21 protein-coding genes and 1 pseudogene are annotated in these 22,398 nt (G+C 68.2%); 17 read left to right on the top strand and 5 right to left on the bottom strand.

Translation table 11 applies throughout. From position 1 onward, the window contains the following. Positions 1-21: 21 nt before the first annotated feature. A pseudogene (locus ACNQQL_RS17230) lies at positions 22-150 on the bottom strand (beta 1,6 glucan synthase); the annotation flags it as partial. A 233-nt stretch (positions 151-383) separates the two neighbouring features. Here ACNQQL_RS17230 and urtA point away from each other — a divergent pair. From urtA to ureG, 12 genes are all read left to right on the top strand, one after another. Continuing rightward, on the top strand, positions 384-1,691 hold the full coding sequence (gene urtA / locus ACNQQL_RS17235) for an urea ABC transporter substrate-binding protein (RefSeq protein WP_034182917.1): 1,308 nt from the start codon (positions 384-386) through the stop codon (positions 1,689-1,691). A gap of 142 nt (positions 1,692-1,833) precedes the next feature. Further along, positions 1,834-3,453: an urea ABC transporter permease subunit UrtB gene (urtB, locus tag ACNQQL_RS17240; protein WP_347064852.1), complete on the top strand. Its 1,620-nt coding sequence runs from the start codon at positions 1,834-1,836 to the stop codon at positions 3,451-3,453. Between the two features lies 1 nt (position 3,454). Then, positions 3,455-4,642 carry an urea ABC transporter permease subunit UrtC gene (urtC, locus tag ACNQQL_RS17245; RefSeq protein WP_347064853.1) on the top strand — a complete coding sequence of 396 codons (1,188 nt, stop codon included), beginning with the start codon at positions 3,455-3,457 and terminating at the stop codon, positions 4,640-4,642. Beyond that, on the top strand, positions 4,639-5,496 hold the full coding sequence (urtD, locus tag ACNQQL_RS17250; RefSeq protein WP_347064854.1) for an urea ABC transporter ATP-binding protein UrtD: 858 nt from the start codon (positions 4,639-4,641) through the stop codon (positions 5,494-5,496). Before urtC ends, urtD begins: the two co-directional genes overlap by 4 nt. Positions 5,497-5,500: 4 nt before the next feature. Further along, positions 5,501-6,193, top strand: coding sequence for an urea ABC transporter ATP-binding subunit UrtE (gene urtE / locus ACNQQL_RS17255; protein WP_047900002.1), 693 nt, complete (start codon positions 5,501-5,503; stop codon positions 6,191-6,193). Between the two features lie 142 nt (positions 6,194-6,335). After that, positions 6,336-7,211 carry an urease accessory protein UreD gene (locus tag ACNQQL_RS17260; protein WP_347064855.1) on the top strand — a complete coding sequence of 292 codons (876 nt, stop codon included), beginning with the start codon at positions 6,336-6,338 and terminating at the stop codon, positions 7,209-7,211. 236 nt (positions 7,212-7,447) lie between these two features. After that, entirely contained in the window at positions 7,448-7,750 is a 303-nt protein-coding gene (gene ureA / locus ACNQQL_RS17265) for an urease subunit gamma (RefSeq protein WP_006406310.1), read from the top strand. A gap of 8 nt (positions 7,751-7,758) precedes the next feature. Then, positions 7,759-8,064, top strand: a complete 306-nt coding sequence (locus tag ACNQQL_RS17270) for an urease subunit beta (RefSeq protein WP_034182910.1) — start codon at positions 7,759-7,761, stop codon at positions 8,062-8,064. Positions 8,065-8,102: 38 nt separating this feature from the next. Further along, positions 8,103-9,809 carry an urease subunit alpha gene (gene ureC, locus ACNQQL_RS17275; RefSeq protein WP_096472644.1) on the top strand — a complete coding sequence of 569 codons (1,707 nt, stop codon included), beginning with the start codon at positions 8,103-8,105 and terminating at the stop codon, positions 9,807-9,809. Positions 9,810-9,826: 17 nt separating this feature from the next. After that, complete coding sequence (gene ureE / locus ACNQQL_RS17280; RefSeq protein ID WP_347064856.1) at positions 9,827-10,444, top strand: urease accessory protein UreE; 618 nt, start codon at positions 9,827-9,829, stop codon at positions 10,442-10,444. After that, positions 10,431-11,111: an urease accessory protein UreF gene (locus ACNQQL_RS17285; RefSeq protein WP_347064857.1), complete on the top strand. Its 681-nt coding sequence runs from the start codon at positions 10,431-10,433 to the stop codon at positions 11,109-11,111. Before ureE ends, ACNQQL_RS17285 begins: the two co-directional genes overlap by 14 nt. A 17-nt stretch (positions 11,112-11,128) precedes the next feature. Beyond that, positions 11,129-11,776, top strand: a complete 648-nt coding sequence (ureG, locus tag ACNQQL_RS17290; protein WP_072436159.1) for an urease accessory protein UreG — start codon at positions 11,129-11,131, stop codon at positions 11,774-11,776. Between the two features lie 63 nt (positions 11,777-11,839). On the opposite strand, the gene waaA is transcribed toward ureG, so the two are convergent. From waaA to ACNQQL_RS17310, 4 genes are all read right to left on the bottom strand, one after another. Next, positions 11,840-13,186 carry a lipid IV(A) 3-deoxy-D-manno-octulosonic acid transferase gene (gene waaA, locus ACNQQL_RS17295; RefSeq protein ID WP_347064858.1) on the bottom strand — a complete coding sequence of 449 codons (1,347 nt, stop codon included), beginning with the start codon at positions 13,184-13,186 and terminating at the stop codon, positions 11,840-11,842. Between the two features lie 37 nt (positions 13,187-13,223). Beyond that, positions 13,224-14,108: a Kdo hydroxylase family protein gene (locus ACNQQL_RS17300; RefSeq protein ID WP_347064859.1), complete on the bottom strand. Its 885-nt coding sequence runs from the start codon at positions 14,106-14,108 to the stop codon at positions 13,224-13,226. A 24-nt stretch (positions 14,109-14,132) separates the two neighbouring features. Further along, positions 14,133-15,128: a lipopolysaccharide heptosyltransferase I gene (gene waaC, locus ACNQQL_RS17305; protein ID WP_072436161.1), complete on the bottom strand. Its 996-nt coding sequence runs from the start codon at positions 15,126-15,128 to the stop codon at positions 14,133-14,135. Positions 15,129-15,302: 174 nt separating this feature from the next. Continuing rightward, positions 15,303-16,697, bottom strand: a complete 1,395-nt coding sequence (locus ACNQQL_RS17310; RefSeq protein WP_347064860.1) for a phosphomannomutase/phosphoglucomutase — start codon at positions 16,695-16,697, stop codon at positions 15,303-15,305. A 247-nt stretch (positions 16,698-16,944) separates the two neighbouring features. On the opposite strand from ACNQQL_RS17310, the gene ACNQQL_RS17315 reads away from it, so the two are divergent. The 5 genes from ACNQQL_RS17315 to ACNQQL_RS17335 are packed head-to-tail and all read left to right on the top strand — an operon-like array spanning position 16,945 to position 22,382. Continuing rightward, positions 16,945-18,201 carry an oligosaccharide flippase family protein gene (locus ACNQQL_RS17315; protein WP_034183428.1) on the top strand — a complete coding sequence of 419 codons (1,257 nt, stop codon included), beginning with the start codon at positions 16,945-16,947 and terminating at the stop codon, positions 18,199-18,201. Continuing rightward, entirely contained in the window at positions 18,198-19,022 is an 825-nt protein-coding gene (locus ACNQQL_RS17320) for a glycosyltransferase (RefSeq protein ID WP_347064861.1), read from the top strand. The genes ACNQQL_RS17315 and ACNQQL_RS17320 overlap by 4 nt, the downstream gene beginning before the upstream one ends. Before the next feature lie 52 nt (positions 19,023-19,074). Then, positions 19,075-20,211 carry a glycosyltransferase family 4 protein gene (locus ACNQQL_RS17325; RefSeq protein ID WP_347064862.1) on the top strand — a complete coding sequence of 379 codons (1,137 nt, stop codon included), beginning with the start codon at positions 19,075-19,077 and terminating at the stop codon, positions 20,209-20,211. 14 nt (positions 20,212-20,225) lie between these two features. Beyond that, a complete protein-coding gene (galE, locus tag ACNQQL_RS17330) occupies positions 20,226-21,248 on the top strand; it encodes a UDP-glucose 4-epimerase GalE (RefSeq protein WP_347064863.1) in 1,023 nt (340 codons plus the stop codon). Positions 21,249-21,275: 27 nt separating this feature from the next. After that, positions 21,276-22,382, top strand: a complete 1,107-nt coding sequence (locus ACNQQL_RS17335) for an MraY family glycosyltransferase (RefSeq protein WP_072436168.1) — start codon at positions 21,276-21,278, stop codon at positions 22,380-22,382. Positions 22,383-22,398: the final 16 nt, after the last annotated feature.

Raw genomic sequence — 22,398 nt, forward strand, 5'->3', positions numbered from 1 at the left:
CGCCCGTTTCGCTTTCCCGCCCTACTCCGTTTCCTTCAGCGCATCGGCAACGATCGCGAACAGCCCGGCAATCTGCGCGTCGTCGATGACGAGCGGCGGCGAGAACGCGGGGATGTCGCCCGTATCGTCCGTATAGCGCTCCATCGCGCCGTTCCGGCAGCGCGTGCAGGCACCGGAACGGTGAAGCGCGCCCGTGCACCATTTGCGCCCGCGAATCTGCACCGCAACGGACCATTGATGCCGCACGAAGCGTCACGCGCACCGCGCGTTCGCCCACACCGGCACGTCCGGCGTGCATGCATGCGGACTGGCACATGCCTTGCGTTATCCGATGGCAGGCGCCGCCACGGCGCACGCATATCCAACACGTCAAGGGGAACCCGATGAAACGTCGCAGTCTGTTGAAGTTCGGTTCGATGGCCGGCGCGCTCGCGCTGGCGGGCAAGAGCCCGTTCGCGCATGCGGCCGATGCGGGCACCGGCCCGATCAAGGTCGGCATCCTGCACTCGCTGTCGGGCACGATGGCGATCTCGGAGACGTCGCTGAAGGACACCGCGCTGATGACGATCGCCGACATCAACAAGAGCGGCGGCGTGATGGGTCGCAAGCTCGAGCCCGTGGTGGTCGATCCCGCGTCGAACTGGCCGCTGTTCGCCGAGAAGGCGCGCCAGTTGCTCACGCAGGACAAGGTCGCGTGCGTGTTCGGCTGCTGGACCTCGGTGTCGCGCAAGTCCGTGCTGCCGGTGTTCGAGGAACTGAACGGGCTGCTCTACTACCCGGTGCAGTACGAAGGCGAGGAAATGTCGCGCAACGTGTTCTACACGGGCGCCGCGCCGAACCAGCAGGCGATTCCGGCCGTCGAGTACCTGATGAGCGCGGAAGGCGGCGGCGCGAAGCGCTTCTTCCTGCTCGGCACCGACTACGTGTATCCGCGCACGACCAACAAGATCCTGCGCGCGTTCCTGAAATCGAAGGGCGTGAAGGACGCCGATATTCAGGAGGTCTACACGCCGTTCGGCCACAGCGATTACCAGACCATCGTCGCGAACATCAAGACCTTCTCGCAGGGCGGCAAGACGACCGTGATCTCGACGATCAACGGCGACTCGAACGTGCCGTTCTACAAGGAGCTCGGCAACCAGGGCATCAAGGCAACCGACGTGCCGGTCGTCGCGTTCTCGGTCGGCGAGGAGGAACTTCGCGGGATCGACACGAAGCCGCTCGTCGGCCATCTCGCCGCGTGGAACTACTTCATGTCGGTGAAGAACCCGACCAACACGAAGTTCAAGGACCAGTTCGCCGCATGGGTGAAGGCGAACAACCTGCCGGGCGGCGCGAAGCGCGTGACCAACGACCCGATGGAAGCGACCTACGTGGGCATCCACATGTGGAAGCAGGCCGTCGAGAAGGCGAAGAGCACCGACGTCGACAAGGTGCGCGTCGCGATGATCGGCCAGACCGTCGCCGCGCCGTCGGGCTTCACGCTCGCGATGGATGGCAACCATCACCTGCACAAGCCGGTGATGATCGGCGAGATCCGCGGCGACGGGCAGTTCAACGTCGTGTGGAAGACGAAGACCGCGGTGCGCGCGCAGCCGTGGAGCCCGTTCATCGCAGGCAACCAGGGCAAGCCGGATATCGTCTCGTCGATCCCGGCGTTCCTGCGCCGGCAGCGCGCGGCGCTGGCCTGACGCGGTGCGGCGCGTCGCGCACCGGCGTGACGTGCCGCTCGCATGCCGGTGCGGATGCGCCGGCCGCGCTTGCGGTGACGAACCGCACGCGCCGGCGCATCGCCGCATGAATCCGCTTCCCCACGCCCGACAGGATTTCCCGATGCCTATCCGCTTTCGCCGAGCCGCCGTCGCGATCATTGCATGCGCCGCCCTCGCGGGTGCACTGCCGCGCGCCGCGTTCGCGCTGACGGCCGCCGATACCGCCGCGCTCGCCGGCGACGACTTCGACGCGAAGACGGCCGCGATCGACCGGCTCGCCGCCGATGCCGATCCGCGCGCCGTTGCCGTGCTCAACGCGCTGTCGACCGGCGACGCGCTCGCGACCGGCGACGGCCGCCTGCTGATCCAGGCCGGCGACACCGCACACGATGCGCTCACGCAGGCCGCGACGCCGGCCGGCGACGCGCAGCCCGTGATGCTGAACAACCTGCTGCGCACGAAGATCGCGGGCGCACTGTCGGGCCTCGCGCTCGCATCGCCCGACGTCGCCGCGCGACGCGACGCGATCGATGCGCTGCTGAAGTCGCCCGACCCGGCACTCAAGCCGATGATCGACCGCGCGCGCGCAAAGGAAACCGATCCCGCGCTGAAGCGCCGCCTCGATGCACTGTGGGCGATCGCCGCGCTGCACGATGCCGATCCGGCGAAACGCCTCGAAGCCGTGCAGGTGGTGGCCGCTCGCCACGACCTCGACATGATCGAACAACTGCGCCCGCTCGTCGCGAAGAACGCCGACGGCAGCTACGCGGAGCCCGACGCGCGCGTGCGCGATGCCGCACAGCAGGGGCTCGACGCATTGCACTCGCTGCAGCGCCGCGGCGAGATCGTCGGCACGCTGTTCGCGGGCCTGTCGCTCGGCAGCGTGCTGCTGCTCGCCGCGCTCGGCCTCGCGATCACGTACGGGCTGATCGGCGTGATCAACATGGCGCACGGCGAATTCCTGATGATCGGTGCGTACGCAACCTATGTCGTGCAGACACTGATCCAGCGCTATGCCCCGGCCGCGTTCGACTGGTATCCGCTCGTCGCGGTGCCCGCGTCGTTCGCGACGGCCGCGCTCGTCGGCATCGTGCTCGAACGGCTCGTGCTGCGACACTTGTACGGCCGCCCGCTCGAAACATTGCTCGCGACCTTCGGCGTGAGCCTGATCCTGATCCAGGCGACGCGCATGCTGTTCGGCGCGCAGAACGTGCAGGTCGTGAACCCGTCGTGGATGAGCGGCGGCGTGACCGTGATGCAGAACCTGATCCTGCCGTACAACCGGCTCGCGATCCTCGCGTTCGCGCTCGCGGTGGTATTCGTCGCGTGGGCCGTGCTGACGAAGACGCGGCTCGGCCTGTTCGTGCGCGCGGTCACGCAGAACCGCCGGATGGCCGCGTGCGTCGGCGTGAAGACCGCGCGCGTCGACGCGTATGCGTTCGCGTTCGGCGCGGGCATCGCCGGACTCGGCGGCTGCGCGCTGTCGCAGATCGGCAACGTGGGCCCCGATCTCGGCCAGAACTACATCATCGATTCGTTCATGGCGGTCGTGCTCGGCGGCGTCGGGCAGATCGCCGGCACCGTGCTCGGCGGCTTCGGGCTCGGCCTCGCGAGCAAGGCGATCGAGCCGTTCTGGGGCGCCGTGCTCGCGAAGATCGCGGTGCTCGTGATGATCGTGCTGTTCATCCAGAAACGTCCTCAGGGCATGTTCGCCCCGAAGGGCCGCAGCGCGGAGGCGTGACGTGACTTTCATTACCGATTCGATGTCGAAGCCGGTCGCCGACGCACCGAAGCCCGCTGCCGCCGCACGCGCGGCAGACGGCTTTGCGCTCGGCCTGCCGCCGCGCCCTGCGCTGCTGTCGCGCCGCGCATGGCTCGCGCTCGTCGCGCTGTGCATCGCGATCGGCATCGGCGTGCCGCTCGCCGCGCTCGTCGCGCCCGAAGCGAGCGCATTCCATCTGTCCGCCTACGCGATGACGCTCGCCGGCAAGCTGATGTGCTACGCGATCGCCGCGCTCGCGCTCGATCTCGTGTGGGGCTACTGCGGCATCCTGAGCCTCGGCCATGGCCTCTTCTTCGCGCTCGGCGGCTACGCGATCGGCATGTACCTGATGCGCGAGATCGGCCGCGACGGCAAGTACGGCAGCGACCTGCCCGACTTCATGGTGTTCCTCGACTGGCACCAGTTGCCGTGGTACTGGAGCGGCACGCAGCATCTCGCGTGGGCGCTCGCGCTCGTCGTGCTCGTGCCGGCCGTGCTCGCGTGGGTGTTCGGCTTCTTCACGTTCCGCTCGCGCGTGAAAGGCGTGTACCTGTCGATCATCACGCAGGCGCTGACGTTCGCCGCGATGCTGCTGTTCTATCGCAACGAAACCGGCTTCGGCGGCAACAACGGCTTCACCGACTTCAAGCGCATCGCGGGTTTCGCGATCACGTCGCCCGGCACGCGCACGGTGCTGCTGCTGCTGACGTTCGCGACGCTGGTGCTCTCGTTCATCGCCGCGCGCGCGATCGTCACGAGCAAGCTCGGGCGCGTCGTCACCGCGGTGCGCGACGGCGAGACGCGGCTGATGTTCCTCGGCTACAGCCCGCTCGCGTACAAGCTGTTCGTGTGGACCGTGTCGGCCGTGCTGTGCGGCATCGCGGGCGCGCTGTACGTGCCGCAGGTCGGCATCATCAATCCCGGCGAGATGTCGCCCGGCAACTCGATCGAAATGGCGATCTGGGTCGCGGTAGGCGGGCGCGGGACGCTGATCGGGCCGATCGTCGGCGCGTTCGCGGTGAACGGCGCGAAGAGTTTCTTTACCGCGTACTTCGCCGAATACTGGCTGTTCTTCCTCGGCCTGATCTTCGTGCTCGTGCCGCTACTGCTGCCGCGCGGGATCATGGGCCTCGTCGAAACCGTGCTCGCGAAGGGGAAACGTGGATGAACGGAACAGCCCTTTATCAATTCACGCCGCCGCCGGAAGACGAGCTGCTGGCCGTCAGCGGCACCGCTTCGATGGGCCGCGTCGTGCCGCCCGGCATCGACACGTCGCACGGCACGATCCTGTACCTCGAAGATATCGAGGTGAGCTTCGACGGCTTCCGCGCGCTGAAGAAGCTGTCGCTCGCGATCGACGCGGGCGAGCTGCGCTGCGTGATCGGCCCGAACGGCGCCGGCAAGACGACGATGATGGACGTGATCACCGGCAAGACGCGCCCCGACGCCGGCAAGGTGTTTCTCGGCCAGACGCTCGACCTCGCGCGGATGAGCGAGCCCGAGGTCGCGCGCACCGGCATCGGCCGCAAGTTCCAGAAGCCGACCGTGTTCGAACAGCATCCGGTATGGGAAAACCTCGAACTCGCGATGCAGACCGACAAGGGCTGGCTCGCATCGCTGCGCGCACGGCTCGACCGCACGGCACAGGCGAAGATCGAGGAGACGCTCGCGCTGATCGGCCTCGAAAGCCACGCGTACCGCGCGGCCGGCGAGCTGTCGCACGGGCAGAAGCAGCGGCTCGAGATCGGCATGCTGCTGATGCAGCGCCCCGCGCTGCTGCTGCTCGACGAGCCGGCAGCCGGGATGACCGATCACGAGACGATGGAACTCGCCGAGCTGCTGAACACGCTGCGCGGCACCTGCTCGATGATGGTCGTCGAGCACGACATGGAATTCGTCGCCGCGCTCGCGGGCGACACGGGCCGCGTGACGGTGATGGCCGAAGGCGCGGTGCTCGCGCAAGGCACGCTCGACCAGGTCAAGCGCGACGACGCGGTGATCGAGTCTTATCTCGGACGTTGAAACGATGCTGAAGATCGAAGCACTGAACCAGTACTACGGCGGCAGCCATATCCTGCGCAACGTGAACCTCGCCGCCGACGACGGCAAGCTCACCGTGCTGCTCGGCCGCAACGGCGTCGGCAAGAGCACGCTGCTGCGCTGCCTGATGGGCGTGGTCGCCGCGAAGAGCGGCACCGTGTCGTGGCGCGGCACGGCGCTCGGCGCGCTGCCGCCGTATGCGCGCGTCGCGGCCGGGCTCGCGTACGTGCCGCAGGGCCGCGACATCTTTCCGCGGCTGACCGTCGAGGAAAACCTGCTCGTCGGCGCGGCGAGCCGCAAGGCGCCGTCGAAAGTGCCCGACCGCATCTACGACCTGTTCCCCGTGCTGAAGGACATGCGCGCGCGGCGCGGCGGCGACCTGTCGGGCGGCCAGCAGCAGCAACTCGCGATCGGCCGCGCGCTGATGAGCGAGCCGCAGTTGCTGATCCTCGACGAGCCGACCGAGGGCATCCAGCCGTCGATCATCCAGGACATCGGCCGCACGCTGCGCCAGCTCGTCGACGAATCGAACATGACCGTGCTGCTCGTCGAACAGTATTACGATTTCGCGCGCTCGATCGCGGACCGCTACTGGGTGATGAGCCGCGGCGAGATCGTCGCGGGCGGCGACGCGCGCGACATGGAAACGAACGGCGTGCGCGAGCTGATCGCGGTGTGACGCGCGGCACGGCAGCGGGCACGGGCGTGCGGTTCGCGGTGCGGCCACATGCGGCGCTTTCAACGAACGCGGCATCTGGATTATTGTTCCGGTAGCATCCACGTCCTTCGCGCCCGTTTCTCTTGTTTCCCGCTCGCCACCGATGTCCGCCCCCGATTCCCACGCCCCGCTGTCCCGCCCCGCCGTCGCCAAGTCGTGGCGCGGCCGCCTCGAACTCGGCTTCGAGCGGCACGGCGCACGCACGACGCTCGCGCACCGGCTGCACGATGGCCCGCTGCGCGTGCAGCGGCCGCTATACCCGGAAGGCGACGCGATCTGCCATGCGGTGATCGTCCACCCGCCTGGCGGCGTCGCGGGCGGCGACCGGCTCGACATCGACATCGCGCTCGGCGACGGCACGCACGCGGTGCTGACGACGCCCGGCGCGACCAAGTGGTACAAGTCGAACGGCCTCGACGCGACGCAGCGCATCGCCATTACCGTCGGCGAGAACGCGAAGCTCGACTGGCTGCCGCAGAACAATCTGTTCTTCGACGCGGCGCACGCAGCGCTCGATTTCACGGTGACGCTCGGCGCAGGCGCGAGCGCGATCGGCTGGGACGCGACGCAGCTCGGCCGGCAGGCGGCCGGCGAAACCTGGTCGGCGGGCCGCATCGCGTCGACCTCCGCGCTCGTCGGTGCCGACGGCCGGCCGCTGTGGACCGAGCGCGCGCTGCTCGACGCGCGCGATCCGCTGCGCGGCGCGCTACAGAGCCTCGCAGGTTTTCCCGCCTACGGCACGCTGTGGGCCGCCGGCGCCGCGTGCGACGCCTCACTGGCCGAATCGCTCGCCGCGCGGATGCCGTTCGACGATACGCTGCGCGCGGGCGCAACCTGCGTAACGCCCGGCGTCGTGCTCGTGCGCGCGCTGTCGACGTCGATGGAAGCGCTGCAGCGCCACTTCACCGATTGCTGGCTGCAGTTGCGGCCGATCGTGCACGGCGTCGACGCACGGCCGCTGCGCCTCTGGCAAACCTGAGCGCGCCTGCGCCACGCACCGTTTCGGCGCATCCCCGCATCAGGCGCTGCACGTTACCCATGCACCGCGCACCACGAACGCGCATTGCGCTGCGTTCCATGCACATGGCACGCGCCTTGCTGCTTACATAACCGATACACGGCGCGCGCAAAACGGCGCGGTGCTACGATGACCCGCACGTCCGCCCGGTTGCGCGCGTACCGATAAAAATCACGTTTTCCTGAACGTTTGCCTTCATGAAACTGACTCCCCGAGAAAAGGACAAGCTGCTGATCTTCACGGCGGCGCTGCTGGCCGAACGCCGTCGCGCGCGCGGCCTGAAGCTCAACTATCCGGAGGCGGTCGCCTTCATCACCGCCGCGCTGATGGAAGCCGCGCGCGACGGCAAGACGGTTGCCGAGGTGATGCACTACGGCACGACGCTGCTCACGCGCGACGACGTGATGGATGGCGTGCCCGAAATGATTCCCGACATCCAGGTCGAGGCGACCTTCCCCGACGGCACGAAGCTCGTGACCGTTCATCATCCGATTCCGTGAGGCAACGCATGATCCCCGGCGAAATCCTCACCGACGACGGCGAGCACGAACTGAACGCGGGCCGCGAAACGCTGACGCTCGTCGTCGCGAACACCGGCGACCGCCCGGTGCAGGTCGGCTCGCACTACCACTTCTTCGAAGTCAACGACGCACTGTCGTTCGACCGCGCAGCCGCGCGCGGCTTCCGGCTCAACATCGCGGCCGGCACGGCCGTGCGCTTCGAGCCGGGCCAGACGCGCACGGTCGAGCTCGTCGCGCTCGCGGGCGACCGCGCCGTCTACGGTTTTCAGGGCAAGGTGATGGGGCCGCTCTGAGCGACGCCTCACGTCCGTCTCTTCAGGAACAGCACGACATGACACTACGCTTGAGCCGCCGCGCGTACGCGGAAATGTTCGGGCCGACGACGGGCGACCGCGTCCGGCTCGCCGATACCGAATTGCTGATCGAGATCGAACGCGACTTCACGACCTACGGCGAGGAAGTGAAATTCGGCGGCGGGAAAGTGATCCGCGACGGGATGGGCCAGTCGCAGCGCGTGGCCGCCGACGTGCCCGACACGGTCATCACGAACGCGGTGATCCTCGATCACTGGGGCATCGTGAAAGCCGACATCGCGATCAAGCACGGCCGCATCGCCGCGATCGGCAAGGCCGGCAATCCCGACATCCAGCCGGGCGTGACGATCGCGATTGGAGCTGCGACCGAAGTGATCGCTGGCGAAGGGCTGATCGTGACCGCGGGCGGCATCGACACGCACATCCATTTCATCAGCCCGCAGCAGATCGACGAGGCGCTCGCATCGGGCGTCACGACGATGCTCGGCGGCGGCACCGGGCCGGCCACCGGCACCAACGCGACGACCTGCACGCCGGGCCCCTGGCACATGGAGCGGATGCTGCAGGCCGCCGACGGCTGGCCGATCAACCTCGGCTTTCTCGGCAAGGGCAACGCGAGCCTGCCCGAGCCGCTCGTCGAGCAGATCGCGGCCGGCGCGATCGGGCTGAAGCTGCACGAGGACTGGGGCACGACGCCCGCCGCGATCGACAACTGCCTGTCGGTTGCGGACGACACCGACACGCAGGTCGCGATCCACACCGACACGCTGAACGAAGCCGGTTTCGTCGAATCGACGGTCGCCGCGTTCAAGGGCCGCACGATCCACACGTACCACACCGAAGGCGCGGGCGGCGGCCACGCACCCGACATCCTGAAGGTGTGCGGCGAGGCGAACGTGCTGCCGTCGTCGACCAACCCGACGCGCCCGTACACGATCAACACGCTCGACGAGCATCTCGACATGCTGATGGTGTGCCATCACCTCGATCCGTCGATCGCCGAGGATCTTGCGTTCGCCGAATCGCGGATTCGCCGCGAGACGATCGCGGCCGAGGACATCCTGCACGATCTCGGCGCGCTGTCGATGCTGTCGTCCGATTCGCAGGCGATGGGCCGCGTCGGCGAAGTGATCATCCGCACGTGGCAGACCGCGCACAAGATGAAGGTGCAGCGCGGCGCGCTGCCCGGGGACGGTGCGCGCAACGACAATTTCCGCGCGAAGCGCTACGTCGCGAAGTACACGATCAACCCGGCGATCACTCACGGGATCGCGCACGAAGTCGGTTCGATCGAGCCCGGCAAGTGGGCCGACCTCGTGCTGTGGGAGCCCGCGTTCTTCGGGATCAAGCCGTCGATGATCCTGAAGGGCGGGATGATCGCGGTCGCGCAGATGGGCGACCCGAACGCGTCGATCCCGACGCCGCAGCCCGTCCACTATCGCGAGATGTTCGCGACGCGCGGCGGCGCGCTCGCGCGCACGTCGCTGACCTTCGTGTCGCAGATGGCGGCCGATGCGGGCATCGCGGAGCGCTACGGCCTTGCAAAACGGATCGTGCCCGTGCGCAACTGCCGCAACGTGACGAAGGCCGACATGATCCACAACGCATGGCGCCCGTCGATCAGCGTCGATCCCGAAACCTACGACGTGATCGCCGACGGCCAGTTGCTCACCTGCGAGCCGGCAACGGTGCTGCCGATGGCGCAGCGCTATTTCCTGTTCTGATTTCCGGTTTTCGTTTTATGCGCACCCTCGACAAACGCATTGCCCCGAACGTGAAACTCGCCGCGTCGCTCGTTGCGCGCGCACCGACGCTCACGCTCGCGTATGACGCCCGCTGCAAGAGCCGCCTCGCGGCGACGCTCGACACCGGCGAGGACGTCGCAGTGCTGCTGCCGCGCGGCACCGTGCTGCGGGACGGCGACGTGCTCGTCGCCGACGACGGCTCGCTCGTGCGCGTCGCCGCGGCGCCCGAAGCCGTACTGCTCGTGCGCACGGCCGATGCGCTCACGCTGATGCGCGCCGCGTACCACCTCGGCAACCGTCACACGCCGGTCGAGATCGGCGACGGCTACCTGAAGCTCGAAGCCGATCCGGTGCTCGCGGACATGCTGCGCCGGCTCGGCACGCAGGTCGAAGCAGCAAACGCGCCGTTCCAGCCGGAAGCCGGCGCGTACGGCGGCGGCCACAAGCACGGGCACGACGCGACGTTCGCCGAGGACTACGCGCTCGCGCAGCAGGTGTTCGGCGAACACCACGGACATTCGCATTCGCACGATCACGATCACGATCACGATCACGATCACGATCATCAACATGGTCCCGGATGCACGCACGGCCACGGCCATGACCACCACTGAACTCGTCGCGCTGCTGCACCTCGCGTCGCCGGCGCTGCCGATCGGCGCGTACAGCTATTCGCAGGGCCTCGAGGCCGCGCTCGACGCGAACCTGATCCACGACGCCGATTCCGCGCGCGACTGGATCGCGAGCGGCCTGACCGACGTGCTCGCGCACGGCGAGCTGCCGTTCCTCGCGCACCAGCTCGCGCGCTGGCATGCGCACGACGCGCACGCGCTCGCCACGGAGAACGCATGGTTCGTCGCGAGCCGCGAATCGGCGGAACTGCGTCGCGAAACCGAACAGATGGGCTGGTCGCTCGCGCAGCTCTGCGCGTCGCTCGAATGGGGCGATGCCGCGCGCCGCGCGACGCTCGCGTCGATGTCGCCTATCGCGCTGCCGACCGCATTCGCATACGCGGCTGCCGCACATGACGCCGGCGCCGACGCGACGCTCGCCGCATACGCATTCGGCTGGGTCGAGAACCAGACGTCCGCCGCGCTGAAGGCCGTGCCGCTCGGCCAGCTCGCCGGGCAACGCATCATCGTCGCGCTGCGCGGCGCGATCGACGCGGCCGTACGCCGCGCGCTCGCGACGCCGCCCGACGCCGTCAACACGTTCGCGCCGCAGCTCGGCATCCTGTCCGCGCGGCACGAAACCCAGTACTCGCGGTTGTTCCGCTCCTGAACACGACGCTACCCGCCATGAACGCACCTGCTCCCTCCTCCGCCCGCCGCACGAAGAAACTGCCGCCGCTGCGCGTCGGCATCGGCGGCCCCGTCGGCTCCGGCAAGACCACGCTGCTCGAAATGCTGTGCAAGGCGATGCGCGACAAGTACGACCTCGTCGCGATCACCAACGACATCTATACGAAGGAAGACCAGCGGCTGCTGACGGTTGCGGGCGCGCTGCCCGAAGAGCGCATCATGGGCGTCGAGACGGGCGGCTGCCCGCACACGGCGATCCGCGAGGATGCGTCGATCAACCTCGAGGCCGTCGACCGGATGCTGTCGCGCTTTCCCGACGCCGACATCGTGTTCATCGAATCGGGCGGCGACAATCTCGCGGCGACGTTCAGCCCCGAGCTGTCGGACCTGACGATCTACGTGATCGACGTCGCGGGCGGCGAGAAGATTCCGCGCAAGGGCGGCCCCGGCATCACGAAGTCCGACCTGCTCGTGATCAACAAGACCGATCTCGCGCCGCTGGTCGGCGCGAACCTCGACGTGATGGCGTCCGACACGAAGAAGATGCGCGGCGAGCGGCCTTACGTGATGACGAACCTGAAGGCGCTCGACGGCGTCGCGGACGTGATCGCGTTCATCGAGAAGAAGGGCTTGCTGACGGTCTGAGCAGCGCGGCGGCGGCACACGACGCCGCCACGCGTGCCCGGGGCGGCATCGCGCCGCCCTCGCCTATTCGTCGGAAGTGTCCTGCTGCTCACGCTCGCCGCGTTCGGCGGGCGGCAGCAGCGCCGCGAGCACGTCGACCGTGCGCGCGGTCGCGCCGCGGTGACGCGACGCGAAGGCGGCGCCGGCCGCGCCCATCGCGATGCGCCGCGCCTTGTCGGCGAACAGCGCGTCGAGCACGTGCGCGAGATCGAGCGGATCCTCGACCTGCATCGCCGCGCCGGCCGCGACCGCATCGGCGGTCGCCTGCGTGAAGTTGAACACGTGCGGGCCGATCAGCACCGGCACGCCGACCGCGCACGCCTCGATCAGGTTCTGTCCGCCGAGCGGCAGCAGGCTGCCGCCGATGAACGCGACGTCGGCGGCCGCGTAGTACGCGCCGAGTTCACCCATCGAATCGCCGAGCAGCACCGTCACGTCGCCCGGCAGCGGTTCGGCAGCCGGGTGGCCGGCCGCGAGCGCGGCCGTGTCGGCCGCCCACGCCGAGCGTCGCACGCACTTGAGCCCGCCGCGCTCGACGAGCGCCTCGACCTCGGCGAAACGCTGCGGATGACGCGGCACGAGCACCAGCAGCGCGCCGGGCGTGCGCATCGCGGCGAACGCCTGCAGCACCAGCGCCTCCTCGTTCTCGCGCGTGCTGGCGGCGACCCACACGGGCCGCGTGCCGATCGCGTCGCGCCACGCATGGCCGCGCGCCGCGAGTTCCGGCGGCGTCGCCATGTCGAACTTCAGGTTGCCGAGCACGGTCACGTTGCGCGCGCCGAGCGACGTCAGCCGCTCCGCATCGGCCGGGCTCTGCGCGAGCACGCGCGAGAAGCCGCCGAACACGTCGCGCGTCGCCGCGCCGAACTTCGCCGCGCGCCGGAACGAACGCGCCGACATCCGCGCATTGGTCAGCACGAGCGGCACGTCCGCGCGGCGGCACTCGTCGATCAGCGTCGGCCACACCTCGGTTTCCATCACGAGGCCGAGCGTCGGCCGCCATGCGTGCAGGAAGCGCCGCACCAGGCCCGGCATGTCGTACGGCAGGTAGCAGCGCAGCACGCGATCGCCGAAGATCTGTTCGCCGGTCGCGCGGCCGCTCGGCGTCATGTGCGTGAGCAAGATCCGCGCATCGGGGCGCGCGTGCATCAGCGCATCGATCAGCGGCTGCGCGGCGCGCGTTTCGCCGACCGATACCGCATGCACCCAGATCAGCGGCGCACGGTCGTCGCGCGAGCGGCCCGCCACGCGGCCGAAACGTTCGCCGATGTGCTCGCGATAGCCGCGCTCCTTGCGCGAGCGCACATAAAGCCGGATGACCGCAGCGGGTGCGACGAGCCACCACAGCGCGCGATAGATCGCCCTCAGCATGCGGCGGCCCTCGTATTGCATCGAAGCAGGTACGCGCTCAAACCAGCGCCCTGCCCGTCAGGCGCTCGAGAATGCCGAGCGGCGCGCATTCGCGGCGGACCATCGCATCGACCGGCAGGAAGAACGTCTGCTCGAGCATGAACTGGCCGGACATCACAGCGTGCGAAGTCTGATCCGAGAAACATATCCACACGCTGCCCGGCGGGAACGGCATCGTCTGCTGCGGGCTCGTCTTCTGGTAGTCGAGATCGGCCTTCATGCCGTCGTGCAGGTTCAGCATCAGGTGGTCGTACGCGCTGCGCGGCGACTTCGTCACGTGCAGCAGGTTCAGCAGCCACGCGGAACCGGGGAACTGCGGCCTGATGCGCGGCAGGAAACGCTTCGCGACGTCCTCGAACGGCTCGCCCACGCGCCACACGCGAGGCACGCCGGCCGGGTTCACGTTCGTGAACACGCGCAGGATGCGCTCGCCGTAGTTCGGCCGCGACGGGAACGCGTCGACGTGCAGCCGGCTGTCGTCCTTGCGCCACGACGTCTGGCGCGTCTCGACCTGCATCAGCCGCAGGCTCGTCGGCGCGACGCGCAGCTTGCCGCGGTATTCGGGGAACAGGCCGTCGACGAGTGTGCCGGCCTGCTGCTGGAAGCGTGCGACGAGCGCGCGCACGGCCGACTGCGTGACGCTGTCGCCGAGCACGCCGGCGAGCGCGCCGCCGTTCGGCGCGAGGCTGATGTTCTTGCGTTTCGGATCGGCGAGCGCCGGATCGAGCAGCGCTTCCTCGCCGCCTTCGATCGCGAAGCGCAGGTGCGGGAAATACAGCACCTTGCCTTCCTCGACCGCGGCCAGCAGCTGCTCGCGCGGCGCCGACAGGTTGTGTCCGCTCCAGTCGGCGGACGGGACTTCGATGATCTGGGATTCGCTCATGATCGGTTCGCGTGTATGACAGCGTTACAGGAGACCGAAGCCCGCGAGCGCCGACTTCACCTGCGCGATCGACGGGGGTTGCCCCGCCGTGCCGAGATTGACGACGTTCGGCGACCAGTAGCCGCCGGTCCGCCAGGCCGTCGCGAAATTGTACAGTTCGACCGTCGGACGCTTCAGCGCGGCCGCGATGTGAACCAGACCTGTATCAACCCCGACGGTTGCGGCCGCGCCGTCGATCAGCCCGACCACGGCCGGCAGCGACAGCTTCGGCGGCACGATCGCCGCCGCGCCGAACTCCTTCGCGAGCCGCTCGCTCGTCGCGCGCTCCGCGTCGTTGCCCCACGGCAGCACGAGCGACGCGCCGCGCCGCACGAGCGCCTGGCCGAGCTCGATCCACGCGGCGTCCGGCCACTGCTTGTCGGCGCGCGACGTCGCATGGACGAACACCACGTACGGCACCGGCAAGTTCAGGCCGAGCGCGGCCACCGCGAGCGCCGCCGCGCGCGTGTCGAGGCCGAAGTCGACCGGATCGGCCGGCGTCGGCACCGGATCGCCCAGCGCGGCCGCGACGAGTTGCCGCGAGCGCTCGACGACGTGCGTGCGCGGCGCGATCGGCACACGCTTGCGGTAGAAGAAGCGCACGGGCCATTCGTAGCCGGCGCCGTCGGTGCGGTTGCCGAGCCCGACGAGCGGGCCGCGCGCCCAGCTCGCGACCCAGGCCGTCTTGATGAGGCCCTGGCAGTCGATCACGAGGTCGTACTGCTCGGCCGCGAGGCGCCGGCGGAATGCGCGGATCTCGCGCCACGTGGCGCCCGAGAACGGCTTCTTGCGCCAGCGCCGCAGCGAGAACGGCAGCACCTCGCGCACGCCGTCGACGAGCCGCACGAGGTCGACGAAGCTTTCCTCGACGAGCCAGTCGATCTGCGCATCGGGGTGGCGGCGCCGGATATCGGCGATCACCGGCATGTTGTGCACGACGTCGCCCAGCGACGACACGCGCACGATCAGGATCTTTTGCACGCTGAAAAAACGCCGGCTGGCAGCCGGCGACAGACATAAAGGAGCGATTTTATCTCGCCCGGGGGAGCAGACAGACAAAAAGCGGCCGCACGCTGTGGCGTGCGCCGCTTTTCGGGGATGGCGCGACCGATGAATCGGACGTCGCGCCGTTGGCGGCCCGCAGGCCGCCGACGCTCAGAACGGCAGCTTGACGTCCGGCTTCGCGGCCGTCAGCACGCGGCGGAAGTCCTCCTGGATGCGCTTGAGCCCTTCCTGCGTCTCCGACTCGAAACGCATCACGACGACCGGCGTCGTGTTCGACGAACGCGCGAGGCCGAAGCCGTCCGGGTATTCGACGCGCAGGCCGTCGATCGTCACGACTTCCTCGGCGCCGTCGAACTTCGCCTCTTTCTGCAGCTTGTCGATCAGGCGGAAGTTCTCGCCCTCTTCGAGCCACAGCTGCAGTTCGGGCGTGCTCATCGCGTCCGGCAGCCCGTTGAGCAGCGCGCTCGGATCTGCCGTCTTCGCGAGAATCTCGAGCAGGCGCGCGCCCGTGTAGAGGCCGTCGTCGAAGCCGTACCAGCGATCCTTGAAGAACACGTGGCCGCTCATTTCGCCGGCGAGCGGCGCACCCGTCTCGCGCAGCTTCGCCTTCACGAGCGAGTGGCCCGTCTTCCACATCAGCGGCTCGCCGCCCTTCGATTTCACCCACTGCGCGAGGTGACGCGTGCACTTCACGTCGTAGATGATCTGCGCGCCCGGGTTGCGCGACAGCACTTCTTCCGCGAACAGCATCAGCTGGCGGTCCGGATAGATGATCTGGCCGTCCTTCGTGACGACGCCAAGGCGGTCGCCGTCGCCGTCGAACGCGAAGCCGAGCTCGGCATCGGTGTCCTTCAGCGCCTGGATCACGTCCTGCAGGTTTTCCGGGTGCGCGGGATCGGGGTGGTGGTTCGGGAACGTGCCGTCGATGTCGGTGAAGCGCTCGACGAGTTCGCAGCCGAGCGCCTTGAACAGGCGCGTCGCGAGCGGGCCCGCGACGCCGTTGCCAGCGTCGACGACGAGCTTCAGCGGCCGCGCGAGCTTCACGTCGCCGACGATACGCGCGATGTACTGATCGGCGACGTCGACCTGCTCGTAGGTGCCGCTGCCCGTCTCGAAGCGCTCGTCGACGATGCGGCGGTACAGCGCCTGGATCTGCTCGCCGTAGATCGCGGCGCCGCGCAGCACCATCTTGAAGCCGTTGTAGTCGGGCGGGTTGTGGCTGCCCGTGACGACGATGCACGAATCGACGCGGCGCTCGCCGCCCTTCAGCGCAAGCGGCACGCTCGCCGCGAAATAACCGACCGGCGTGGGCACCATGCCGACGTCGACGACGTCGACGCCCGCCGCACGCAGGCCGTCCGCGAGCGCGCCGACGAGGTCGGGGCCGGACAGGCGGCCGTCGCGCGCGACGACGACCGCGTCGCCGCCCTGGGCGCGCACTTCGCTGCCGAATGCCCGGCCGATCCCGCGCGCCGTGTCGACGTCGAGCGTCTTGCCGACCACGCCACGAATGTCATATGCCTTGAAGATGGATTGGGAGATCATCGATTCTCTTCTCTCTCGGTTGCGTGCATGGAAAATTGTCTGGCCGCGTCTCGCCGGTGCCGCGCATGATACAGGCAGGCCCGGCGAAACAAGGAACGGAACGGCTGGAGCGGCACCGATCCCACTTATAATCGCGGGTTTTGATGACGCGCATGTCGCCCATTTTAATGCCTAGCCGACCCGCCGCCGCCAACCCGCAGCCTCCGGGCGCCCTGCCGGCCGCCCCGCGTACATGCGGCCGCCGCGCATGCTGAAGCGCTTCGGCAACCCGGATGTCGCGAAGGCCGTCGCGAACCTCGTCTGGCTGGGGCTCGAACGGCTCACGCAGATCGGCGTCGCGATCGCGATCAGCGGTCTTCTGGCCCGTTATTTCGGGCCGGATGTGTTCGGCAAATGGCAGTATGCGAATACGCTCCTCCTGGTACTGGCACCGCTCACCTGGGTGTGCGGCGCGGAAATCCTCGTTCCGACCATCGTCCAGCGCCCGCCTGCCCAGCTCGGCGCGGTGCTCGGCAGCGCGTTCGCGCTGCGCATCGCCGTATCGGCAGCCGCGCTCGTCGCGACCTGGATCGCGATCGCCGCGGGCGCCTTCGATCCGCTGGTCGGCGCGATGCTCGCCGGCCTGGCCGTCACGATGGTGTTCCGCGAGCCGTTCGTCGGCGTGATCAACGCGTGGCTGCAGAGCCTGACCTACAGCAAGCCGCAGCTCGTCACCAGCATGATCACCGCGCTGGCGAAGGCGCTGCTCGTCTGGCTGCTGGTCCGCGCGGCCGCCGGCCCCGCGCGCTTCGGGTGGCTGTGGGCGCTCGAGGCCGCCGCGATCGGCTTCGCGCTGCTGCTCTACTACCGGCATCGTAACGGCGGCGCGCTCGGCTGGACGTTCGATAAACCGCTGTTCAGGCACTTTGCGACGGCCGGCACCGTGTTCTGGCTCGGCCTCATCTGCATGTACCTGTTCCTGAAGCTCGACCGCCTGATGCTCGAGCGCCACGTGTCGTTCGCCGATCTCGGCCGCTACTCGGCCGCGCAGCAGCTCAACGAGAACTGGATCACGCTCGCGCTGATGCTCGCGCAGACCATCGCGCCCGCATTCGTCTACCGCGTGCAGGACGTCGCGCGGCTGCGCCGCAACATCGTCCGGCTGATCGCGATGACGGCCTGCCTGATGACGGCCGGCGCGCTCGTACTCGACGCGGCCGCCCCGCTGATCGTCGGCAAGGTGTTCGGCCGCGGCTACGAAGCATCGGTCGACATCTTCCGCTGGGCCGTCTGGCTGTCCGTGCCGGCCGGCATCGAGGCGATAGGCAATCTTATCGTTCTCAAATATCAAGCAAAATTCGTGTTGCTGTCGAAATGGCTGCTCGCGCTCGCGATCGCCGCGCTCGTCAACCTGTTCGCGATCCCGCGGCTCGGCCTGTACGGCGCGCTCGTCGGGCTGGCGGCCGGCTACCTGGCCGCGGCCGCCGTCAATTTTTATTACATCCGTTTCAAGCTGCAAACATGACGCCCCCCGATTGCCCGCCCCCGCTCGACGACGTGGCTGTACTGATGCCGGCCTACAACGGGCACGACGACGTCGTCCGGACCCTCGCGTCGTTTCGCGAGGACGCGCCGGTGCACGTGCTGATCGTCGACGACGGCAGCACGCCGCCGATCGTCGCGCCCGACCTGCCCGGCCTCGCGATCGAGGTACTGCGCATGCCGCGCAACGGCGGCATCGAGCGCGCGCTCGCGGCCGGCATCGACGCGCTCGCGGCACGCGGCTTTCGTTATGCGGCGCGCATCGACGCGGGCGATCTCGCCGCGCCGCAGCGCCTCGCAAAGGAGCGTGCGTATCTCGGCGCCCATCCGCGCGTGGCCTGCGTCGGCATGTGGACGCAGGTCGTATCGCGCGCCGGCGAGCCGCGCTTCATGCTGACGCCGCCCGCCGATCCGCGCACGCTGCGCCGCACGCGCTTCCTTCGCTCGCCGCTCGTGCATCCGTCGGTGATGCTGCGCATCGACGCCGTGCTGGAGGTCGGCAACTATCGCGCGAAATACCGCGCGGCCGAGGATCTCGATCTTTTTTTACGGTTAATGCAACGCTACGATTGCGCGAACCTGCCGGAACTCGGCCTTTATTACGAACTCAACGAGGGCGGGATCAGCGCGACCAAGCGCCGGCGCCAGCTGGTGTCGACGCTGTCGCTGCTGCTGCACCACTTCAACGCGCTGAACCCGTACGACTGGGCCGGCCTCGCCAAGAACCTGCTGCATTTCGTGACGCCGTACCGCACGCTGCAGCGGATCAAGCGGACGCTGTTCGCCGCGCGGCCGTCCGCTTGAGCGCGGATCCGGCCCCTTCGGCATTTTCGACGCTTTATTTTTTTCTTTTTTCATGTCCGCCACCTCCCCGCTGCGCATCGCGCTCGTCTGCAACACGGCCTGGGCGATCTACACGTACCGCCACGGTTTGATCCGTGCGCTCGTCGCGCGCGGCGCCGAGGTCATCGTGATCGCGCCGCACGACCGCACGGTGCCGCTGCTCGAGCAGATGGGCTGCCGCTACATGGCACTCGCGGTCGCGTCGAAAGGCACGAGCCCGCGCGAGGATCTCGGCACGCTCGCCGCGCTGGTGCGTCACTACCGCGCGTTGCAGCCCGATCTCGTGTTCCATTACACGATCAAGCCGAACATCTACGGCTCGATCGCCGCATGGCTCGCGCGCGTGCCGTCGATCGCGGTGACGACGGGGCTCGGTTATGTCTTCATCCAGAAGAGCCGCGCGGCGAGTGTCGCGAAGCGCCTGTACCGCTTCGCGTTCCGCTTCCCGCGTGAAGTCTGGTTCCTGAACCGCGACGATCTCGCAACGTTCACCGACGAGCAGCTGCTCGCGCATCCCGACCGCGCGCGGCTGCTGCACGGCGAAGGCGTCGACCTCGAACAGTTCGCGCCCGTGCCGCTGCCCGGCGGCGACGCGCCTGTCTTCATCCTGATCGGCCGGCTGCTGTGGGACAAGGGCGTGCGCGAATACGTCGAGGCCGCGCGCATCGTGCGGGCCCGCTTCCCGAACGCGCGCTTCCAGCTGCTCGGGCCGCTCGGCGTCGACAATCCGAGCGCGATCGGCCGCGCGGATGTCGACGCGTGGGTCGGCGAAGGCATCGTCGAGTATCTCGGCGAAGCGCACGACGTGCGCCCGCATATCGCGGCCGCCGATTGCGTCGTGCTGCCGTCGTACCGCGAAGGCGTGCCGCGCACGCTGATGGAAGCATCGGCGATGGGCCGCCCGATCGTCGCGACCGACGTACCGGGCTGCCGCGACGTCGTCGCCGACGGCGAAACCGGGTTCCTGTGCCGCGTGCGCGACAGCGCGAGCCTCGCGGAGCAACTGCTCCGCATGATCGAACTCGGAACGGCCGGACGCGACGCGATGGGCGCGCGCGGCCGGCGGAAGGTCACGGCGGAATTCGACGAGCAGCAGGTCGTCGAACGTTACCGGCAGACCATTCATTCGTTGACAGGCATCACCCTCTGAAGGAGCGCATCAGCATGACCGCTAAAGGCACCATCCTCGTCACCGGCGGTGCGGGCTACATCGGCTCGCACACGGCCGTCGAGCTGCTCGACAACGGCTACGATGTCGTGATCGTCGACAACCTCGTCAACAGCAAGGCCGAGTCCGTGCGGCGCATCGAGCAGATCACGGGCAGGACGCCCGCGTTCCACCAGGTCGACGTGTGCGACGAAACCGCGCTCGCGAAGGTGTTCGACGCGCACCCGATCACCGGCACGATCCACTTCGCGGCGCTCAAGGCCGTCGGCGAATCGGTCGCGAAACCGCTCGAGTACTACCAGAACAACATCGGCGGCCTGCTCGCCGTGCTCAAGGTCATGCGCGAGCGCAACGTCAGGCAGTTCGTGTTCAGCTCGTCCGCGACCGTATACGGCGTGCCCGAGCGCTCGCCGATCGACGAATCGTTCCCGCTGTCCGCAACGAATCCGTACGGCCAGTCGAAGCTGATCGCCGAGCAGATCCTGCGCGATCTCGAGGTGTCCGACCCGGCGTGGCGCATCGCGACGCTGCGCTACTTCAACCCGGTCGGCGCGCATGCGAGCGGGCTGATCGGCGAGGATCCGGCCGGCATCCCGAACAACCTGATGCCGTATGTCGCGCAGGTCGCCGTCGGCAAGCTGGAGAAGCTGCGCGTTTTCGGCTCCGACTACCCGACGCCGGACGGCACGGGCGTGCGCGACTACATCCACGTCGTCGATCTCGCGAAGGGGCACATCGCCGCGCTCGACGCGCTGGCGAAGCGCGACGCGAGCTTCGTCGTGAACCTCGGCACGGGCCAGGGCTACAGCGTGCTGGAAGTCGTGCGCGCGTTCGAGAAGGCATCGGGCCGCCCGGTGCCGTACGAGCTCGTCGCGCGCCGCCCGGGCGATATCGCCGAGTGCTACGCGAACCCGCAGGCCGCGGCCGACATCATCGGCTGGCGCGCGACGCTCGGCATCGAGGAAATGTGTGCCGACCACTGGCGATGGCAGGAGGGCAACCCGCGCGGTTTTGTATAATCCGCTGTCCATTTTTCGAGCGATCCCATGCTCAGCTTCGCGTCCGGCTTCATCGTCTCCCTGCTCGTCACGCTGTTCATCGTGCGCTACGCGCACCTTCACGAGAAATTCTCGGTCGACAGCGATCTGGCCGGCGTGCAGAAATTCCACGTGCGGCCCGTGCCGCGCGTTGGAGGCATCGGGATCCTCGCCGGGGTCGTCATTGCCGCGCTGATCCTGTCGCGGCGCTATCCGACGATCGCCGGCAGCATTCTCGGGATCGCCGCATGCGGAATGCCAGCGTTCCTGTCAGGCCTCGTCGAGGACCTGACCAAGCGCGTGTCGCCGCGTGCGCGGCTGCTGTGCACGATGGGCGCGGCCGCGCTCGCGTTCGGGGTGATGGGTATCGCGGTCAAGCGCATCAGCGTGCCGCCGCTCGATTTCCTGCTCGGCTACGTGGCCATCTCGGCGTTCATCACGGTGCTCGCGGTCGCGGCCCTCGCGAATGCGATCAACATCATCGACGGCTTCAACGGACTCGCGTCGATGGTCAGCTTCATGATGTTCGCGTCGCTCGCGTACGTGGCGTTCCATGTCAACGATCCGGTCGTGATGTCCGCGTCGATCATCATGATGGGCGCCGTGCTCGGTTTTTTCCTGTGGAATTTCCCGGCCGGGCTGATCTTTCTCGGCGACGGCGGCGCGTATTTCATCGGGTTCATGCTCGCGGAACTCGCGATCATGCTCGTGATGCGCAATCGCGAAGTGTCCGCGTGGTATCCGGTGCTGCTTTTTATGTACCCGATCTTCGAGACGTGCTTCTCGATCTACCGGAAGAAGTTCATCCGCGGGATGTCGCCCGGCATTCCGGACGGCGTGCATCTTCATATGCTCGTGTACAAGCGGCTGATGCGCTGGGCGGTCGGCACCAAGCACGCGCATGATCTGACGCGGCGGAATTCGCTGACGTCGCCTTATCTTTGGCTGCTGTGCCTCGTCGCGGTGATACCCGCGACGCTGTTCTGGCGGCACACGGTGCACCTGTTCGTGTTCGTTGTGCTGTTCGCACTGACGTATGTGTGGCTTTATCTCAGCATCGTGCGGTTCAGGGCGCCGCGGTGGATGGTGGTGAGGAAGGAGAAGCGCGGGCATTGAGGGGCCGCCGCCAGCG

The sequence above is a fragment of the Burkholderia sp. LFS061 genome, from assembly GCF_047978125.1.
GTDB lineage: Bacteria > Pseudomonadota > Gammaproteobacteria > Burkholderiales > Burkholderiaceae > Burkholderia > Burkholderia pyrrocinia_C.

Bases quoted from the DNA above. Each gene is read 5' to 3' on its own strand.
- waaA (WP_347064858.1), bottom strand. From the start codon at position 13,186: ATGCTGAGGGCGATCTATCGCGCGCTGTGGTGGCTCGTCGCACCCGCT.
- ACNQQL_RS17270 (WP_034182910.1), top strand. From the start codon at position 7,759: ATGATCCCCGGCGAAATCCTCACCGACGACGGCGAGCACGAACTGAAC.
- ACNQQL_RS17325 (WP_347064862.1), top strand. From the start codon at position 19,075: ATGTCCGCCACCTCCCCGCTGCGCATCGCGCTCGTCTGCAACACGGCC.
- urtD (WP_347064854.1), top strand. From the start codon at position 4,639: ATGAACGGAACAGCCCTTTATCAATTCACGCCGCCGCCGGAAGACGAG.
- ACNQQL_RS17315 (WP_034183428.1), top strand. From the start codon at position 16,945: ATGCTGAAGCGCTTCGGCAACCCGGATGTCGCGAAGGCCGTCGCGAAC.
- galE (WP_347064863.1), top strand. From the start codon at position 20,226: ATGACCGCTAAAGGCACCATCCTCGTCACCGGCGGTGCGGGCTACATC.
- urtE (WP_047900002.1), top strand. From the start codon at position 5,501: ATGCTGAAGATCGAAGCACTGAACCAGTACTACGGCGGCAGCCATATC.
- ACNQQL_RS17285 (WP_347064857.1), top strand. From the start codon at position 10,431: ATGACCACCACTGAACTCGTCGCGCTGCTGCACCTCGCGTCGCCGGCG.
- urtA (WP_034182917.1), top strand. From the start codon at position 384: ATGAAACGTCGCAGTCTGTTGAAGTTCGGTTCGATGGCCGGCGCGCTC.
- ureE (WP_347064856.1), top strand. From the start codon at position 9,827: ATGCGCACCCTCGACAAACGCATTGCCCCGAACGTGAAACTCGCCGCG.
- ACNQQL_RS17320 (WP_347064861.1), top strand. From the start codon at position 18,198: ATGACGCCCCCCGATTGCCCGCCCCCGCTCGACGACGTGGCTGTACTG.
- ureG (WP_072436159.1), top strand. From the start codon at position 11,129: ATGAACGCACCTGCTCCCTCCTCCGCCCGCCGCACGAAGAAACTGCCG.
- urtB (WP_347064852.1), top strand. From the start codon at position 1,834: ATGCCTATCCGCTTTCGCCGAGCCGCCGTCGCGATCATTGCATGCGCC.
- ureA (WP_006406310.1), top strand. From the start codon at position 7,448: ATGAAACTGACTCCCCGAGAAAAGGACAAGCTGCTGATCTTCACGGCG.
- ACNQQL_RS17310 (WP_347064860.1), bottom strand. From the start codon at position 16,697: ATGATCTCCCAATCCATCTTCAAGGCATATGACATTCGTGGCGTGGTC.
- ureC (WP_096472644.1), top strand. From the start codon at position 8,103: ATGACACTACGCTTGAGCCGCCGCGCGTACGCGGAAATGTTCGGGCCG.
- ACNQQL_RS17300 (WP_347064859.1), bottom strand. From the start codon at position 14,108: ATGAGCGAATCCCAGATCATCGAAGTCCCGTCCGCCGACTGGAGCGGA.
- ACNQQL_RS17335 (WP_072436168.1), top strand. From the start codon at position 21,276: ATGCTCAGCTTCGCGTCCGGCTTCATCGTCTCCCTGCTCGTCACGCTG.
- ACNQQL_RS17260 (WP_347064855.1), top strand. From the start codon at position 6,336: ATGTCCGCCCCCGATTCCCACGCCCCGCTGTCCCGCCCCGCCGTCGCC.